At 39.6% G+C, this 13555-nt stretch carries 14 protein-coding genes, 1 tRNA gene and 2 pseudogenes; 7 read left to right on the forward strand and 10 right to left on the reverse strand.

The annotated features are described in order from the left end of the window. Positions 1-371 precede the first annotated feature (371 nt). A complete protein-coding gene (locus SYN7502_RS06015; RefSeq protein ID WP_015167983.1) occupies positions 372-854 on the forward strand; it encodes a hypothetical protein in 483 nt (160 codons plus the stop codon). Between the two features lie 11 nt (positions 855-865). Here SYN7502_RS06015 and SYN7502_RS06020 read toward each other — a convergent pair whose 3' ends face one another. After that, a complete protein-coding gene (locus tag SYN7502_RS06020; RefSeq protein WP_015167984.1) occupies positions 866-1489 on the reverse strand; it encodes a Maf family protein in 624 nt (207 codons plus the stop codon). 40 nt (positions 1490-1529) lie between these two features. Continuing rightward, entirely contained in the window at positions 1530-4043 is a 2514-nt protein-coding gene (locus SYN7502_RS06025; protein ID WP_015167985.1) for a DNA gyrase/topoisomerase IV subunit A, read from the reverse strand. Between the two features lie 620 nt (positions 4044-4663). Here SYN7502_RS06025 and carA point away from each other — a divergent pair. Beyond that, positions 4664-5821 (forward strand): glutamine-hydrolyzing carbamoyl-phosphate synthase small subunit, encoded by a 1158-nt coding sequence (gene carA, locus SYN7502_RS06035; RefSeq protein WP_015167987.1) that lies wholly within the window; start codon positions 4664-4666, stop codon positions 5819-5821. Positions 5822-5884: 63 nt separating this feature from the next. On the opposite strand, the gene SYN7502_RS06040 is transcribed toward carA, so the two are convergent. Further along, positions 5885-6523: a peroxiredoxin gene (locus SYN7502_RS06040; RefSeq protein ID WP_015167988.1), complete on the reverse strand. Its 639-nt coding sequence runs from the start codon at positions 6521-6523 to the stop codon at positions 5885-5887. A gap of 160 nt (positions 6524-6683) precedes the next feature. Between SYN7502_RS06040 and SYN7502_RS06045 the strand changes: the two genes are divergently transcribed. Beyond that, a tRNA-Leu gene (locus SYN7502_RS06045) sits at positions 6684-6765 on the forward strand. A gap of 329 nt (positions 6766-7094) precedes the next feature. On the opposite strand, the pseudogene SYN7502_RS06050 reads toward SYN7502_RS06045, so the two are convergent. The 4 genes and pseudogenes from SYN7502_RS06050 to SYN7502_RS19615 all read right to left on the reverse strand — a co-directional run bounded on the left by SYN7502_RS06050 (position 7095) and on the right by SYN7502_RS19615 (position 8985). Continuing rightward, positions 7095-8098: pseudogene (locus SYN7502_RS06050) on the reverse strand (IS701 family transposase). A gap of 167 nt (positions 8099-8265) precedes the next feature. Then, positions 8266-8520, reverse strand: a complete 255-nt coding sequence (locus SYN7502_RS21325; RefSeq protein ID WP_371257805.1) for a hypothetical protein — start codon at positions 8518-8520, stop codon at positions 8266-8268. Between the two features lie 38 nt (positions 8521-8558). Next, the gene (locus SYN7502_RS21330) at positions 8559-8720 is read right to left on the reverse strand and encodes a hypothetical protein (RefSeq protein ID WP_246828903.1); all 162 of its coding nucleotides are present in this window, start codon (positions 8718-8720) and stop codon (positions 8559-8561) included. Continuing rightward, positions 8674-8985: a transposase gene (locus tag SYN7502_RS19615; protein WP_015168729.1), complete on the reverse strand. Its 312-nt coding sequence runs from the start codon at positions 8983-8985 to the stop codon at positions 8674-8676. The genes SYN7502_RS21330 and SYN7502_RS19615 overlap by 47 nt, the downstream gene beginning before the upstream one ends. Before the next feature lie 34 nt (positions 8986-9019). Between SYN7502_RS19615 and SYN7502_RS20470 the strand changes: the two genes are divergently transcribed. After that, the gene (locus SYN7502_RS20470) at positions 9020-9523 is read left to right on the forward strand and encodes a helix-turn-helix domain-containing protein (protein WP_015167991.1); all 504 of its coding nucleotides are present in this window, start codon (positions 9020-9022) and stop codon (positions 9521-9523) included. A gap of 2 nt (positions 9524-9525) precedes the next feature. Continuing rightward, entirely contained in the window at positions 9526-10092 is a 567-nt protein-coding gene (locus tag SYN7502_RS20475) for an IS630 family transposase (protein WP_015167904.1), read from the forward strand. Between the two features lie 86 nt (positions 10093-10178). Here SYN7502_RS20475 and SYN7502_RS20920 read toward each other — a convergent pair. The 3 genes and pseudogenes from SYN7502_RS20920 to SYN7502_RS20130 all read right to left on the reverse strand — a co-directional run. Further along, a pseudogene (locus SYN7502_RS20920) lies at positions 10179-10666 on the reverse strand (IS1 family transposase); the annotation flags it as partial. Positions 10667-10727: 61 nt separating this feature from the next. Next, the gene (locus SYN7502_RS06080) at positions 10728-11888 is read right to left on the reverse strand and encodes a cysteine desulfurase family protein (protein ID WP_015167992.1); all 1161 of its coding nucleotides are present in this window, start codon (positions 11886-11888) and stop codon (positions 10728-10730) included. Between the two features lie 307 nt (positions 11889-12195). Then, positions 12196-12363: a hypothetical protein gene (locus tag SYN7502_RS20130; RefSeq protein ID WP_015167993.1), complete on the reverse strand. Its 168-nt coding sequence runs from the start codon at positions 12361-12363 to the stop codon at positions 12196-12198. 50 nt (positions 12364-12413) lie between these two features. Between SYN7502_RS20130 and SYN7502_RS06085 the strand changes: the two genes are divergently transcribed. Both SYN7502_RS06085 and SYN7502_RS06090 read left to right on the forward strand, forming a co-directional pair. Next, positions 12414-12725, forward strand: a complete 312-nt coding sequence (locus SYN7502_RS06085; protein ID WP_015168135.1) for a transposase — start codon at positions 12414-12416, stop codon at positions 12723-12725. Beyond that, positions 12679-13263, forward strand: coding sequence for a transposase (locus SYN7502_RS06090; RefSeq protein ID WP_371257780.1), 585 nt, complete (start codon positions 12679-12681; stop codon positions 13261-13263). Before SYN7502_RS06085 ends, SYN7502_RS06090 begins: the two co-directional genes overlap by 47 nt. The last annotated feature ends 292 nt before the right edge of the window (positions 13264-13555 follow it).

Consider the following 13555-nt stretch of genomic DNA (forward strand, 5'->3'; position numbering starts at 1 on the left):
TATCCTTGGGACTAAGGCTTTTAGGGAATCACCTAAATTTGTTGAGATTAACTTAACAAATCTACTTAACAACTCTATTGTTGACAAATTACCACTGATCGTCAATGGTTTCGGGATCATTTTTTCTGTGAATTTTAGGCAGGTTTTAACTATTGCCTAGTAGTAAATGCTTAGTGCTAGGTGCTTAAAATATATATCTAGCGAGAGATTTGATAATTATACTCACTAATTCAATCATGCCCAATAACGATCCCCAGCGATTATAAAATGTCAGAATTCCATAACATTGTAAAAAAAACTTATCAAAGGAGTTCGTAATCTTTTAAGATTAAGGTTGAAAAATAAAATAAAAAATATACAAAAAATAAAGTATGACAAAAAATTCAATCTCATTTTTCTCTAGCCTTACTACCCGATTAATCGCACTGGCTTTAGTAGCAGTAATATTTTGGGTTGGTGGTAATGCTGATGCGGCTTTAATTGGTTCAGGGCAGAAAGTTACTACAAATAAAGAAATCTTAGAAAAGGCTAATGCGGGGATGACGGGCAACTATGTGGAAGATACTAAGGCTGTAGTTAAGAGCCTACGATATGCTGTGGGTTTAGACCCTAAAGACCCCAATAAAATTGCTGCTCAAACCGATGCCCGTTACAAAATTAATGCCTATGCCTCTCGTTATCGGAGGGATTCAGAAAAATTGGGCTTGACTTCTTTTACGACTTTACGCACAGCCTTGAATGCTTTAGCTAGTTACTATAATGGCACTACTAAGCGTTCTGTTCCCCCTAAGGTGCGCGATCGCGTGATTTTAGAACTAGATCGAGTTGATATTGCCTTAGAACAAGGGCGTTAAACCCGTTTTTATTAGAAGGACTGAGGGTTAATTTCCACTTTATGTCCAGCAAATTTTAGGCTATAGCCAAGTGCCTGTAACATTTCTCGCAATAGAGGTAAACTTAAACCCAAAACATTTGTATGGCAGCCTTCTAGCCCTTCTATTAAAAAGCCTCCTAAGCCTTCCAAGGTACAACAACCTGCACAATTTAGAGGTTCACCCGTATCTATATAGCTTTCAATTTCGGCATCCGTAGCATTAGCAAAACCTACAGTGGTGATGCCATAGCGAGTGAGAGTGCGGTGGTTTTTAATGTCGATTAAACAATGTCCCGTATATAGTTCACCTTGATTGCCCCGCATTTTCTCCCACATAGCGATCGCCCGTTCTTTATAAATCGGCTTACCAAAAATCTCACCATCAACCACCATCACGGAGTCACAACCTAAAATTAATGCCTCTTGATCTTGAAATCGAGATTGAACTGCCTCAGCCTTGGACTTTGCTAAAATTTGCACTAATTCTATGGGATCGGTAGTTGTGATTTGATCCTCATCAAAATTGCTCACAGCTACAAAGGGATCAATACCTGCTTGAATTAGAATGGCACGGCGGGCAGGAGAAGCAGAGGCAAGGACAAAAAGAGGAGACATTTGTTGATAATTTAAGAATATTTGAGAATAAAGATAAGTGCTAATTATAGATTTTTACAGAATGTAGTCGGCTAATCTCTAGCTCTGGAATCTTTAAACCTGAACTATTACAAGGCTCTAGGGGAATTCTCACTAATTCGAGTTCCACAATTTTCTCTCCAATTTTAGATTGATGATCGTCTCTACTAATACCTAAATGAATATGTGCCTGATTTGGCAAAATCGGAGCGATCGCCGCTAATGAATCTTCTTTATTCTTAAACATAATTGACTGAGAGCCAATACTTGCCCGTGATGACAGCCGAATATCTTGGGCTTTTAGGCGTTTGGCATAACCTTGGGCGGTAATTAGTAATAATTCTAAATCTGTTGCCAAGGGTATTACTCCAATTAGGGTTTCTGAGTTTCTTAGACGTAGTGCCATTGTTCCCATTGCCGATCGCCCTAGGATTGAGACTTGAGATTCATCGGTATTCATTCTTAAAATTCTACCCGTGGAAGTAGCGACCGCAATTTGTTGATCGAGGCTGACAATTCCTCCCCAAAATAGTTGATCCTGTTCTCCCAGTTTGATCGTGATTAAGCCCCTGCTACTAATTCCCCCTAATTCAGATAGGGATAGACGTTTAATTTTTGCTTCGGCTGTGACTAAAACTATACTGGCTTCGGGCTGGCGATCCCAAACAAAATGAGATACTACTGGTTCAGCAGAGTCTGGTAAAAGTCTAATTAATGGCGTACCTTTGGGTTTACCTTTAGGAATATCGGCGATCGCCACGGGGAAAGCTTTACCACTATTGGTTAAAACAATTAAATCTTGATCGGTACTGGTATGGTAGTCGGCAATTACGATGTCATCAGCAGAAGAATTAGCACTTGAACTACCATTCTTACTTTTTGGCTCTAAACGCTTAATGTAGCCTTTTTGCGTTAGTTGGATTAATGCTGGTTGTGGAGGTTCAACTGGAGTAATTTCTGGAAGTTTAGGATCGGGATTAGCTGGAGAAATCTGACCATTACTGATCCCATTACTTAAACTCAAAAGGCGAGTACGGCGATTATCACCATGTTTTTTCTTGAGTTGGCGTAGTTCTTTTTTAATATTTTTGAGGAGTTCACGGCGATCGCCCAAGTAAACTTCTAAACTGGCAATTTGGGTTTTTAGTTCAGTCATTTCCGCTTGTAATCCCGATTGCTCCATTGCTGTGATTCTGCGTAAGGGCATAGATAAAATTGCCTCTGCCTGAACTACAGAGAAATTAAATTGTGCTTGTAATTCGGTTTTAGCGATCGCATTGGTGGCAGCAAACCTCAGTAGACTAATTAGAGCATCTAAATTTTCAATGGCACTAACTAAGCCTTCGACTAAATGTAATCTTGACTGTGCTTCTTGCAATTCATGGCGATAGCGACGAGTTAGGGTTTCCTCCCGAAAAGCTAAAAATTCTTCTAAAAGTTGCCGTAAAGTTAGCTGCTTAGGCATAGAACCACATAGAGCCAACATACTACCGCCAAAGTTTGATTGCAAAGCGGTTTGGCGATATAACTGCTCTAAAACTCCATCGGCAGTGACATCTTTTTTTAATTCCAGTACCACCCGCATTCCCGTGCGATCACTTTCATCCCTTAGATCATCAATACCTTCGATTTTGCCGTGATTGACTAGTTCGGCAATTTTCTCAATCCATGCTGATTTATTCACCTGAAATGGTAACTCTGTAACTATTATGGCTTGGCGCGATCGCTTATTTTTACCAATAACTGTCTCTAAACTATGCACTCCCCGCACGGTAATGCTGCCTCGCCCTGTGCTATAAAGCTCTCGAACTCCAGTATTTTCGACAATAATGCCACCCGTGGGAAAATCTGGCGCAGGAATTAACTCGAACAGTTTTTCATCCTCTAGATCGGGGCGATCGATTAGGGCAATCATGCCATCTACCACTTCCGCTAAATTATGGGGTGGAATATTAGTTGCCATCCCTACGGCAATCCCCGAAGCTCCATTTAATAAGAGCATGGGTAACTGAGCGGGTAAAACCGTTGGCTCCATTTGGGAACCGTCAAAGTTGGGGGCAAAATCAATGACAGCCTCATTAATATCACTGAGTAACACTTCATTGCCAATGGGAGCTAATCGACACTCGGTATAGCGCATAGCCGCCGCAGGATCATTATCTACGGAACCAAAATTGCCATGCCCCCCCAAAAGGGGATAGCGGCTGGAAAAATCCTGTACTAAGCGCACTAGGGCATCATAGACCGACTGATCGCCGTGAGGATGATATTTACCTAATACATCACCAACCACACGGGCAGATTTCCGATAGGGACGTTCGGGTACTAGACCAAGTTCGTGCATCGCAAAAATAATCCGACGATGGACAGGTTTTAAGCCATCCCGCACATCAGGTAAGGCACGACCCACAATGACGCTCATGGCATATTCTAAGTAGGACTGCTGCATTTCTGTATGCAAAGAAACGCTGATTACCCGACCTGCCGATGGTTCTGGTGATGTCAAAAAATTTAACTGCTGTCCCCGATTTGTCATAAAAAAATGCTGGATCGCTCGATCACTAAAAACGTACTAGAAGCCCATAGTAGCTGCGATCGCAAAAGTCGAATTAGATTTTTTTAAATTTTCCCTGATTTTCTTTACTTTTTTGTATTTTTGGTCTGTATTTTGGGCAGCCTATCATCTTCAAGAGATTGGGAAATGTCAAATCCAAGCAAAATATTTACCAAATGACAGAGATGAGGATGAACCAACTGAACCTAAAGTTATTAACGATCTGCGTAAACAGATTCTTAATTATTTTACTGCTGTTATGCAGAAGGGAGAGAGGATTTTTGAAGTTGAGATAAGCTAGCTCTAATCGCATTAAAGTATAGTTTTGCCTTAAGCGCAAAATGATTAAGCCCAGAGTTGATAGAAATAGGCTCCAACTTAACAAATACATAGAAACATTGAGTATTAAATCAAGACGAGTAGGAGATTTATACTCTCCTAACAAATTCCAAATTTAGAATGTAAATTTACGAATTCGCTTACCATTTTGCTTACTACAAACTTGTAGAAACTCCAATTGACGGTACAATTTAGCAGTCTAATGACATATATTTCCAAGATTTTTTTTAAGATTTTCAAGAATTCTTCAAGGATTAAGTAGCATGAACAAACAGTCTGCAATTCTAGTTTTAGCCGATGGCAGCATTTACAAGGGTTTTGCCTTTGGAGCAACAGGTACAGCCATTGGAGAAGTAGTCTTTAATACTGGCATGACAGGTTATCAAGAAGTCCTCACCGATCCTAGTTATGCGGGGCAAATTGTTACTTTCACCTATCCCGAACTCGGTAATACTGGCATAAATTTAGATGACGAAGAATCCGATCATCCTCAAGTCAAAGGCGCGATCGCCCGCAATATTACTTATACCCCTAGCAATTGGCGTTCCCGTCAGTCTCTGCATGATTACTTAAAGGCACATGACGTTGTAGCGATTGGAGGTATTGATACCCGTGCTTTAACTCGAAAACTGCGATCGCTAGGGGCTATGAATGGTGGCATTTCCACAGAAATTTTAGACCCAGAAATATTACTAGCTCAGGTCAAAGCTGCTCCATCAATGCAAGGCTTAAATTTAGCACAAACTGTGACAACGCCTAGAATCTATGAATGGAAAGAGGCAACACCAACTGCTTGGGAATTTATCGAGCCTTCTGACCCTTTAACTGCACCCTTAACTGTGGTAGCGATCGACTTTGGGGTAAAACGTAATATCCTGCGCCGTTTAGTCAGCTATGGTTGCCGTGTCATAGTTGTTCCCGCCGATACCCCCGTGGAGAAAATTTTAGAGTTTAATCCCGATGGTATTTTCCTATCCAATGGACCTGGCGATCCCTCTGCGGTAACTGGTGGCATTGAAACTGCTAAAGCCCTGCTAGGATTAAATAAGCCAATTTTTGGGATTTGTCTAGGGCATCAAATTTTGGGGTTATCCTTGGGTGGAGATGCTTTCAAGCTAAAATTTGGACATCGAGGCTTGAATCAACCTGCTCAAAATCAATTGGAGTCTAGCGATCGCCGTGTGGAAATTACCAGTCAAAATCATGGATTTGCTCTCAATGGAGACTCTTTAGCCGATTCTGAAGCTGAAATTACTCATATTAATCTTAATGATCGTACCGTAGCTGGATTAAAGCATAAAACCCTACCAATTTTTTCCGTGCAGTATCACCCTGAAGCCAGTCCAGGTCCCCACGATGCCGATTATTTATTTGCTGATTTTGTCAAATCTATGGCAGATGCAAGAGCAGTGAAGGCTTAAAAATCCTCGCAAAAAAGGGTATGCCTTCATACCCCCATGTTTATATTTAAACTATTCCAAAATTTATTTGTTAGGCTGAGGAGTCATGCGTAAATAAGGTTTCAAAGCCGTATAACCTTTAGGGAATTTAGCTTTAATTTCTTCAGGGTCTTGAATTGAAGGCACAATTACGCAATCACCACCATCTGTCCAATTTACAGGAGTAGCCACGCTATAGTCATCTGTTAGCTGTAAAGAATCAATTACTCGCAGAATTTCGGCAAAGTTCCGTCCAGTACTGGCGGGATAGGTTAAAGTCAAGCGTAGTTTTTTGTTGGGGTCAATAATAAACACTGATCTAACGGTCAAAGTATTATTAGCATTGGGGTGAATCATGTCATACAGGTCAGATACCTTGCGATCGGGATCAGCCAAAATTGGAAAGTTCAGTTTTGAACCTTGGGTTTCTTCAATGTCACCAACCCATCCTTTATGAGATTCTATGTCGTCAACACTGAGAGCGATCGCCTTAACATTACGAGCATCAAATTCTGGCTTAAGTCTAGCAACTTCTCCTAATTCAGTTGTGCAAACGGGAGTAAAGTCCTTAGGGTGTGAAAATAAAATTGCCCACTGATCACCGATCCACTCATGGAAGTTAATTACGCCATCAGTAGAGTCTTGAGTAAAGTCTGGGACAACATCACCTAAACGAAGTGTCATATATCGGTATTCCTAGAGTAGTAGTGTAGATTCTGATCATATCTTAAAAATGGTTCAAATTCTTGACTATTAAGCATGTTTAAAGAATTTAGAATTTTAACCCCATTGACATTACTTACTAGTTAAAGGATATTTATAGATCGCAACTAAGTTTGCACCTGCGGATCTGGCGGAATTGGTAGACGCGCATGTTTCAGGTACATGTGCCGCAAGGCTTGGGGGTTCAAGTCCCCCGTTCCGCATATACTCTATCTTTGCCTTCAATCGCTTGCTATATATGAGCCTTGAGGGTTTTTACTTTATAGACACGATCATGGTTAATTAGACCAAATCAACCAAAATTAGTCCAGAATCTAGTCCAAAAAATAGGCACAGAGTTAATAGTTGACACCATGTTGCGCCATTATGAGCGTATATATAAATCAATAAATGAGGCAAATCTTAGACTTAGAGCTTTGCGAATTACAATTGAGCGTCGCGGAGACCGCTTTGCTTTGAGAACAATTTTGCCACCCAAGCCCAAAAGCAAACAAGATAAATGGACTCAACAACGAATTAGCCTTAATAGGACTTAGGCAAGATTCATAGGAATAGAAGGATTTATGAGTTGAGATTTTAAATAATTACAAACATAAGTTGATGGATAGCTTTACCAACATGAAAAGCTAAACGCTTGAGCTGATTCCATACCAGCATGGCACAAGCAATATGATTACGTTGAATTCTGGACTTACGGCATTGGCAAGCCTCAACACCAGTCAATTGTTTGAATTCATGATGAAATTCCTCAATCTTCCACCTGAGGTCGCAAATAGCTAGTACTTCAGGGGTGTAGTCTTGAGTTAAGTCGTTGGTCACGACAAATTCTGTCCTGCTTGGAGAAACAGTGACCCAGAATAGGTTCCCCTTCTTATCTTTGGGGAATTTATTGATTTTGACCAATTTTCCCTGCAACAGTTCCTGTTCAGACCAATCCAATTGGTCAATCCGTTTATATTTTTCCACTCCACCAGAATCATCGACCAGACGGTTCGATTTTAGTGGACAGTAATAAATTTTACCGATATTATCAATTTCTGCCATCAACCGTTGTGTAGCATACCAACTATCCATCAGCACCGTCTGAAATGGTAATTGTTTGATATTGATCAACCCTTTAAGCATATCGGACACATGATCTAATTTACTCTTGCCATCACCATTTGGGTCATAAACCCGATAGTCTACTACCCAAAATTCTTGCCGTTTGACATTTACATACACACAGTTTACCAGTCTGATTCCATGTGCGTTGCCACTGTATTCTCTTTGTGCCATCTCAATCTGCTTGGCATGACGTTTATCTAATACTGTGTCGTCAAACAGTATGTACATATACTCGGCTTCGTCTGACACAATTGTTAATTTCACATTCTGCCATAGTAATCTCGGTGTTAATCTCTGGGATGCCAAATATCGGTTGATCTTGTCATGGCTATGTCCTTCTATATGTTCTGCTAAATTCGTGATTGTGTAGTTTATCTGACTACTTAGCAAGTACTGACAATAATCTAGGGTAGTAAACTTTTTTGACATTGCTCTCCCTCAAATCATTCTTCCTTTTTAACTCATTTCCTCTTTTGCGTAAGTCCTATAGAGCCTGTTTCATATCTCATGAGTAGCAATTCTTTTTAGCATCAAGCGAATAAAGCAAAGATTGAGTTTAGCTGTAGGATTAAAAAGAGTTCTCTCAAAGTTCTTAACTAAGATTTTGCATCTTTCAACCCAATTACCCACCTTGTCGGCACAACTACAAACCCAGACAGACCTTTTTCTGCCTGCTTTTGCTTTGATACCTTAGGAGAAATTTCAAACCTAATCTTAGTCATAATCTCAGGATAAACCTTCTGTAAATCAGTCGTCAATTTTTCGATATGATAACCACTATCCAGCAATATCGTAGTTAGGGTAATGTCATCTGGCTTCGATTTGAAGTAATCAATGTTAAACGTTAACATCTCAATCAGTCCTTGGTCATCTGATACATTTGCTCTTGTTAAATACCCAGAGTGTCAACGGCTAAATGTCTTTTGATCCCGTTAGTTGCTTTGTAGGAGCAGAAGCCCTTGGATTCTATACTTGCATTACAGGTATTTTTCACTGCTTGTGAGTCAATGATGATTAAAGTTGTCCATTTTGATTTTTTTTGACTGTTCACGGGCTGTTGCATGCAAAGCTTCCATAATCGCAGTAAATGTACCTGTATCTTTCCACTCCTTGTAGTATCGATACACTGTAGAGAATGGTGGTAAGTCTCGGGGCATATCTCGCCAATTACAACCGTTTTTGAGTTGGTAGAGTATGCCGTCTAAAATTTGTCTTTTTGTCCAAGTTGGCGGTCTAGTTTGCTTTTTCTTTGGGAGCAATGGTTCTATAATTTCCCATTCTTTATCTGTTAGGCTACTTGAGTATGGATTTAGCATTTTCTAAGTATCATACATCTTGCTCATAATAGATATGAAACAGGCTCTATACAAATTAGAGATCAGCGAAAGTGAAGAAGAGCTAAAACATATGCTGAGAGTGCAAAAGACCGCATCAGATAAAGAAAGAATTCAGATGCTGTATCTGTTAAAAACAAAACAAGCAAGCACAATCCAGACAGCATCGACAATACTGGGACGGCATCGAGTTACATTGCAAGATTGGTTAGGGAATTATCGCAAAGGGGGAATAGTAGGACTATTAGGACATAAACCTAGAACAGGGCGAAAACAGAGTATTCCACAATGGGCGCAGAAAGCATTGATAAAAAAGCTGGAAGAAGCAGAAGGCTTTGAAAGTTATGGGCAGATCTGCCAATGGTTAGAGAACCAATTAGGAATCAAATCAAACTATAAAACTGTGCATCATCTAGTCCGATATCGGCTGAAAGCCAGACCGAAAGTGACACGTCCAGTCAGCGCAGGAAAGTCAGAAGAGCAAGTAGAAGCATATAAAAAAACCTTGCCAGTATTATAAGCATGATTGCTTGGTTCGGCATTAATATAATCGGACTAAATGGCAAAGTGAGATTCTTTTGTCAAGATGAAACACGAATTGGGTTAAAGACAATTAGTGGAAGGAAGATCACAGCAAGAGGAGTCAAACCCAAAGGTAAAGTTCAGTGGCAGTTTAAGGCAACTTACCTCTATCGAATTGTAGAACCATCAACAGGGGAAAGCTTTTTCTATGAATTTACTCACCTTAATAGTGAATGCTTCCAAGTATTTCTGAACTTAGTAAGCGCATATTTTCAAGGTGACATCATCGTTATGCAAGTGGATCAAGCAGGAGCACACAGAGCAAAACGGTTAAAGATTCCTAAAAATATTATTTTGCTATTTCAGCCTGCCCATGCACCTGAGACTAATCCCATTGAAAGAGTGTGGCAGCATTTCAAATTAGGGTTGAGGTGGAAACTGCCAAAAGATCTTGACCAGTTGCGTGCATTAATGCGGGAAAGGTTAGAAGTTATGACTCAGGAGGTAATTGCTTCGATTGTTGGGTGGGATTATATTTTAGAGGCTTTATCTGTAGCTCGTATTTAACGATTTGGTATTAGGCTACTTGAGTATGGATTTAGCATTTTCTAAGCATCATACATCTTGCTCATAATAGATATGAAACAGGCTCTATAACAAATAGCACATTGTCGATAAACGGTTGGTAAAGATTGCCATAACCCCAAGGCTGTTTCTTGGTCTCGACTACCAACAAACACTCCAACAATTTCTCTAGTATTTCGGTCAATTGCTAACCAAATCCATACCTTACATTTTTTATCCCCTACAAATGACCATAGTTCATCGCATTCAATGGTCAGGCGTGCTTTTTTTTAGGGATTACCTTAACTTGCGGTTCTACACTTATAGACTTACCATTTACATAACTCTGTAACCACTGTAATGACACCTTGGCAACACGCTTAATCCCTCGCATGGATATACGTTCTAGCAGCAGATTATCGACTAATTTAATTGTGGATTCAGCTATTGGCTGGTTTTTGGGATTAATCACAAATTGACGATTACACTTTTTACATTTGTAGTTTTGTTTTTTGTGACGGGTTATGCCATTCTTAACTATCTGGTCACTTTCACAGTAAGGACATTTTACTTCCATAGTTACTTCTGTTTTGTTTTACCCCTTTTTTTATCTATCATGCCCTCTTGATCACTACCACTTATTGAATGGGTTGTCTCAAAGCTTTAACCGTAGCCATAAAATGCTGAACAACTTGGCTAATTTCAGATGCCGTATTAAACCGCCCAATGCCAAAACGGATAGAAGCATAAGCTAAAGCTTCCGATCGCCCTAAAGCAGTCAAAACATGGGAAGGGGATTTTTTCGCCGAAGAGCAAGCGGAACCGGAAGATACTGCCATGATTGGCTGTAATCCCAGTAATAAGGCATTACCATCAACCCCGCTTACACTAACATTCAGATTTCCTGCTAGGCGTTGAGTCGGATGACCATTCAAATAAATTCCGTCTAGGCAACTAATTTTTTGCCACAGTTGATCCCGCAAGGATTCTATAAATTTTTGCTCTGTAGTTAAAGATTCTAGGGCGATCGCCACTGCTTTTCCTAAACCCACAATTTGGGGTGTATAAAGAGTACCTGATCTCATGCCCCGTTCATGTCCACCGCCATGGAGTTGAGGCGCAATATTTACCCTAGGATTTTTTCTCCTGACATATAAAGCTCCAATGCCTTTGGGTGCATAGACTTTATGCCCAGTGATTGACATTAAATCAATATTCATGGTTTGGACATTTATATCTATCTTGGCGATCGCCTGTGCTGCATCGGTATGAAATAAGACCTGATGGGATTTGCAAATTTCACCAATTTTCTCTAGGGGTTGAATTACACCAATTTCATTATTTGCTGCCATGATCGAGACCAAAACTGTATCAGGGCGAATAGCTTGCTCTAGAAGACTTAAATCTACTATGCCATCTGTTTCTACGGGTAAGTAAGTTACATCAAACACCAATGATTCTAAATATTTACAGGGATCGAGAATGGCATTATGCTCGGTTGCCAGGGTGATTAAATGCCTGCCCTTACTTAAATATGCCTCTGCCACACCTTTAATTGCCAAATTATTTGCCTCGGTGGCTCCACTGGTAAAAATAATTTCTTCAGGACTTGCGCCAATAGCCTCTGCTAGAATTTCCCGTGCCTGCTTAACTGCCCCTTCTGCCTCCCAGCCATAGATATGTGTAGTGCTGGCAGGATTGCCAAAATATTCAGTAAAGTAGGGCAACATTGCCTCCAATACACGGGGATCAACGGGAGTGGTGGAGTGATGATCGAGATAAATTGGTCTTTGGAGCATTTTGCATAATTGGGAATAAACTAATTGGAAAATGAAGTCTACAAAGTGATTAAAGCCATAAATGACTCATGCTATGCTAGCAATTATCAAGTAATACAGTAGGTCAAATCCCTAGACTCCTTGAGTACATCAGTAAGACCATTAGAAGAAATAGTCAGAAAACTATCACCCTAGTTACAGCAGTTTTGTATCAAACCCGCCACAAAAAAAGGGTCGCAGGGCGAAGCCCCGCCTTGCTTTTAGCATTTTAGCTGTATCACAACTGATCAAAATTTGCTGTAAAACTAGACTATAACTATGAAGTTATTTAAGCATCTCTTAAAGCTGCACCAGCTATATTTATTGCTTCCAAAAAATCACTCAGAGGGAATTTCAATTCCGACAAAAAATCTGGAATAATATATTCTGAATATATATCTATTTCCATTGCATCAATACCTTTATCTTTATTGATTTGTGCAACCTGTTGTCCCATATAGAGCCTGTTTCATATCTATTATGAGCAAGATGTATGATACTTAGAAAATGCTAAATCCATACTCAAGTAGCCTAACAGATAAAGAATGGGAAATTATAGAACCATTGCTCCCAAAGAAAAAGCAAACTAGACCGCCAACATGGACAAAAAGACAAATTTTAGACGGCATACTCTACCAACTCAAAAACGGTTGTAATTGGCGAGATATGCCCCGAGACTTACCACCATTCTCTACAGTGTATCGATACTACAAGGAGTGGAAAGATACAGGTACATTTACTGCGATTATGGAAGCTTTGCATTCAACAGCCCGTGAACAGTCAAAAAAAATCAAAATGGACAACTTTAATCATCATTGACTCACAAGCAGTGAAAAATACTTGTAATGCAAGTATAGAATCCAAGGGCTTCTGCTCCTACAAAGCAACTAACGGGATCAAAAGACATTTAGCCGTTGACATACTGGGATTTCCTTTTTTCACCTATTTAACAAGAGCAAATGTATCAGATGACCAAGGACTGATTGAGATGTTAACGTTTAACATTGATTACTTCAAATCGAAGCCAGATGACATTACCCTAACTACGATATTGCTGGATAGTGGTTATCATATCGAAAAATTGACGACTGATTTACAGAAGGTTTATCCTGAGATTATGACTAAGATTAGGTTTGAAATTTCTCCTAAGGTATCAAAGCAACAGAAGGCAGAAAAAGGTCTGTCTGGGTTTGTAGTTGTGCCGACAAGGTGGGTAATTGAAAGGTCAAATGCTTGGGTTGAAAGATGCAAAATCTTAGTTAAGAACTTTGAGAGAACTCTCGTTAATGCTACAGCTAAACTCAATCTTTGCTTTATTCGTTTGATGCTAAAAAGAATTGCTACTCATGAGATATGAAACAGGCTCTATATTGAATTTCAATAGTCATTCCATTGTATTTAAGGTCACTAAGATAAATAATTTCAAAACCAGAATCTAGTTTTATAGACATTCTGAACCTCTTAGTCTAGAAATGTAACGTCATCAAGTTCACTTGTCTCAAAGTTATACATATTTTTTATTTGTTTTGTAAAATTTCAAAAGTTAGCTAATTTTTAGGCAATCATTGAAAATTTAGTATGCAACTTCTCCCTTTCGGGTTAAGAATTCTAAATCATCTTATTTTCACCCAATAAGACTATCTCTAATT

Source organism: Synechococcus sp. PCC 7502 (genome assembly GCF_000317085.1).
Classification (GTDB): Bacteria; Cyanobacteriota; Cyanobacteriia; order Pseudanabaenales; family Pseudanabaenaceae; genus PCC-7502.

What these genes read in the sequence shown, in the direction of transcription:
- carA (WP_015167987.1), top strand. Translation starts at nt 4,664, where the DNA reads ATGAACAAACAGTCTGCAATTCTAGTTTTAGCCGATGGCAGCATTTAC.
- SYN7502_RS06040 (WP_015167988.1), bottom strand. Translation starts at nt 6,523, where the DNA reads ATGACACTTCGTTTAGGTGATGTTGTCCCAGACTTTACTCAAGACTCT.
- SYN7502_RS06085 (WP_015168135.1), top strand. Translation starts at nt 12,414, where the DNA reads ATGCTAAATCCATACTCAAGTAGCCTAACAGATAAAGAATGGGAAATT.
- SYN7502_RS06015 (WP_015167983.1), top strand. Translation starts at nt 372, where the DNA reads ATGACAAAAAATTCAATCTCATTTTTCTCTAGCCTTACTACCCGATTA.
- SYN7502_RS06025 (WP_015167985.1), bottom strand. Translation starts at nt 4,043, where the DNA reads ATGACAAATCGGGGACAGCAGTTAAATTTTTTGACATCACCAGAACCA.
- SYN7502_RS19615 (WP_015168729.1), bottom strand. Translation starts at nt 8,985, where the DNA reads ATGCTAAATCCATACTCAAGTAGCCTAACAGATAAAGAATGGGAAATT.
- SYN7502_RS21325 (WP_371257805.1), bottom strand. Translation starts at nt 8,520, where the DNA reads ATGTTAACGTTTAACATTGATTACTTCAAATCGAAGCCAGATGACATT.
- SYN7502_RS20130 (WP_015167993.1), bottom strand. Translation starts at nt 12,363, where the DNA reads ATGGGACAACAGGTTGCACAAATCAATAAAGATAAAGGTATTGATGCA.
- SYN7502_RS20470 (WP_015167991.1), top strand. Translation starts at nt 9,020, where the DNA reads ATGAAACAGGCTCTATACAAATTAGAGATCAGCGAAAGTGAAGAAGAG.
- SYN7502_RS20475 (WP_015167904.1), top strand. Translation starts at nt 9,526, where the DNA reads ATGATTGCTTGGTTCGGCATTAATATAATCGGACTAAATGGCAAAGTG.
- SYN7502_RS06080 (WP_015167992.1), bottom strand. Translation starts at nt 11,888, where the DNA reads ATGCTCCAAAGACCAATTTATCTCGATCATCACTCCACCACTCCCGTT.
- SYN7502_RS06020 (WP_015167984.1), bottom strand. Translation starts at nt 1,489, where the DNA reads ATGTCTCCTCTTTTTGTCCTTGCCTCTGCTTCTCCTGCCCGCCGTGCC.